The organism is Glutamicibacter sp. AGC84, from assembly GCF_053543575.1.
In genome coordinates this window covers 48,011-50,787 of record NZ_JBLVOC010000011.1, presented here as the reverse complement: position 1 = coordinate 50,787, position 2,777 = coordinate 48,011, and the positions used below count along the sequence as shown (strand labels likewise).

3 protein-coding genes are annotated in these 2,777 nt (G+C 60.4%); all 3 read left to right on the top strand.

The genetic code is table 11. The features are described from left to right. The first annotated feature begins 35 nt into the window (after positions 1-35). Genes ACNPN0_RS07125 through ACNPN0_RS07115 form a run of 3 tightly spaced genes read left to right on the top strand, consistent with a single transcriptional unit; the run spans position 36 to position 2,682 of the window. The gene (locus tag ACNPN0_RS07125) at positions 36-929 is read left to right on the top strand and encodes a F0F1 ATP synthase subunit gamma (RefSeq protein WP_133834460.1); all 894 of its coding nucleotides are present in this window, start codon (positions 36-38) and stop codon (positions 927-929) included. Between the two features lie 35 nt (positions 930-964). After that, complete coding sequence (atpD, locus tag ACNPN0_RS07120) at positions 965-2,410, top strand: F0F1 ATP synthase subunit beta (protein WP_133834459.1); 1,446 nt, start codon at positions 965-967, stop codon at positions 2,408-2,410. A 2-nt stretch (positions 2,411-2,412) separates the two neighbouring features. Then, positions 2,413-2,682, top strand: coding sequence for a F0F1 ATP synthase subunit epsilon (locus ACNPN0_RS07115; protein ID WP_038990466.1), 270 nt, complete (start codon positions 2,413-2,415; stop codon positions 2,680-2,682). Positions 2,683-2,777: the final 95 nt, after the last annotated feature.

Below are 2,777 nucleotides of genomic sequence, written 5' to 3'. Positions count from 1 at the left end.
CCCCTCCCGAGGTAGGGGATAAGGAAAGGACACACATGGGAGCCCAGATTCGGGTCTACCGCCAGAAGATCGGATCGACCAAGTCGATGCGCAAGATCTTCAAGGCGATGGAACTGATCGCTGCATCCCGCATTGGTAAGGCACGTACGCGTGTCTCGGCCTCGCTGCCGTATGCCAATGCGATTACCCGTGCAGTAACCGCCGTCGCGTCCCAGGCCGATGTCGAGCATCCACTGACCACCGAGCCGGCGCAGGTACGCCGCGCCGCGGTCTTGGTGATGACTTCGGACCGAGGACTTGCCGGGTCCTACTCCGCCAGCGTTCTGAAGCAGGCAGAGCACCTCGTGGAACTCCTGCGTGAAGAAGGCAAGGAAGTCAAGACCTACTTGGTCGGCCGCAAGGCCCAGGCTTACTTTGATTTCCGTTCACGCGAGTACGCACGAGTGTGGACCGGGGAAACTGATTCCCCGCGTTTCGAAACCGCACGCGAGCTGCGCGATGTCCTCCTGGAGGACTTCGACACCGATTTCGAGCAGGGTGGCGTGGACGAGATCCACGTCGTCTACACCCAGTTCAAGTCGATGGTCACGCAGGAACCGACGGTCATCCGTCTGTTGCCGTTGGAGGTTGTCGAGGATGAATCCGAGACTCCAACCGACGAGCTGTTGCCACTGTACGAGTTTGAGCCATCGCCGGAAGAAGTGCTTGACGCACTGCTTCCGCGCTACATCGATTCTCGACTGTTCAACTGCCAGTTGCAGTCCGCTGCTTCCGAGCTCGCTGCCCGCCAGCGCGCCATGAAGGCCGCAGGCGACAACGCTGGTGAACTGATCAAGAAGTACACCCGATTGCTCAACAATGCCCGTCAGGCTGAAATCACCCAGGAGCTTTCGGAAATTATCGCCGGCGCCGACGCGCTGAACAGCTAATTACCGATACTCCGACCAGACAAGAAGTGAGAAAGATGACTGCCCAACTCAACGAGCAGGTTACCGCAGGGGCCATCGGTCGCATCGCGCGCGTGACTGGCCCGGTCGTGGACGTCGAGTTCCCAGCCGACGCACTGCCTGCTATCTACAACGCACTGACCGCTGAGCTGACCCTCAACGGCGAAACCAAGAAGATCACCTTCGAGACCAGCCAGCACCTCGGTGAGGGCCTGGTCCGTGCAGTATCGCTGCAGGCCACCGACGGCCTGGTCCGCGGTGCTTCGGTGACCGATACCGGCGCTGCCATCTCCGTCCCAGTAGGCGACGGCGTCAAGGGCCACATCTTCAACGTTCTGGGCGACGCCCTGGACGTTGACAACTCGGAGATCCAGGTCACCGAGCGTTGGCCAATCCACCGCCAGCCTCCGAAGTTCTCGGAGCTCGAGGGCTCGACCGAAATGCTGGAAACCGGCATCAAGTCGATCGACCTCCTGACCCCGTACATCAAGGGCGGCAAGATCGGCCTGTTCGGCGGCGCCGGCGTTGGCAAGACCGTGCTGATCCAGGAAATGATCACCCGTGTTGCACGTAACTTCGGTGGTACCTCGGTATTCGCCGGTGTTGGCGAGCGCACCCGTGAAGGCAACGACCTCTGGGTCGAAATGGACGAGGCAAACGTCCTGAAGGACACCGCACTGGTGTTCGGCCAGATGGATGAGCCACCTGGAACCCGTTTGCGCGTGGCTCTGTCGGCTCTGACCATGGCGGAATACTTCCGCGATGTCCAGAACCAGGATGTGCTGCTGTTCATCGACAACATCTTCCGCTTCACCCAGGCCGGTTCCGAGGTGTCGACCCTGCTGGGCCGCATGCCTTCCGCCGTGGGCTACCAGCCGAACTTGGCCGATGAAATGGGTCTGCTGCAGGAACGCATCACCTCGACGAAGGGCCGCTCGATCACCTCGATGCAGGCTGTCTACGTCCCGGCCGATGACTACACCGACCCGGCTCCAGCAGCAACCTTCGCCCACTTGGATGCAACCACCGAGCTGTCGCGTGAAATCGCGTCGCGCGGCCTGTACCCGGCGATCGACCCGCTGACCTCGACCTCGCGAATCCTGGATCCGCAGTACATTGGCCAGGATCACTACGATGTAGCCATCCGCGTGAAGGCCATTCTGCAGAAGAACAAGGAACTGCAGGACATCATCGCGATCCTCGGTATCGACGAGCTGGGCGAAGAGGACAAGATCGTCGTTGCCCGTGCACGCCGTATCCAGCAGTTCCTCTCGCAGAACACCTACACCGCAAAGCAGTTCACCGGTGTCGAGGGCTCGACCGTATCGATCAAGGACACCATCGAAGGCTTCAAGGCCATTTGCGATGGCGAATTGGACCACATTGCAGAGCAGGCGTTCTTCAACATCGGCGGTCTTGACGACGTCGAGCGCCAGTGGGCCGAAATCCAGAAGGCCAGCTAATTATGGCTGAGCTTCAGGTCGAAATCGTCGCGGCTGACCACTTCGTGTGGTCGGGCGCTGCGAAGCTGGTCAAGGCTCGTTCGGTGGACGGCGAGATCGGTGTTCTGCCCGGTCACGTTCCGATGCTGTCCGTGCTTGCCGCTGGGGACCTGGAAATCGAACCGGTTTCCGAGTCCCGCTTCTCGGTCCAGATCGACGGAGGCTTCTTCTCTGTTGATTCGGATCGCGTAGTGATCGTTGCTGACAACGCTGTGCTTGGTACCGCAGCGTAGGCGATGAATTGTTTGAGATAACCGCACCAGTTCTGATCGCGTTGCTGATCCTGATCGGCATCGCCATGTTCTTCGGGGCCATGGCCGTGGGGGGG

Coding starts and splice junctions, on each gene's coding strand:
- ACNPN0_RS07125 (WP_133834460.1), top strand. CDS start 36: ATGGGAGCCCAGATTCGGGTCTACCGCCAGAAGATCGGATCGACCAAG.
- atpD (WP_133834459.1), top strand. CDS start 965: ATGACTGCCCAACTCAACGAGCAGGTTACCGCAGGGGCCATCGGTCGC.
- ACNPN0_RS07115 (WP_038990466.1), top strand. CDS start 2,413: ATGGCTGAGCTTCAGGTCGAAATCGTCGCGGCTGACCACTTCGTGTGG.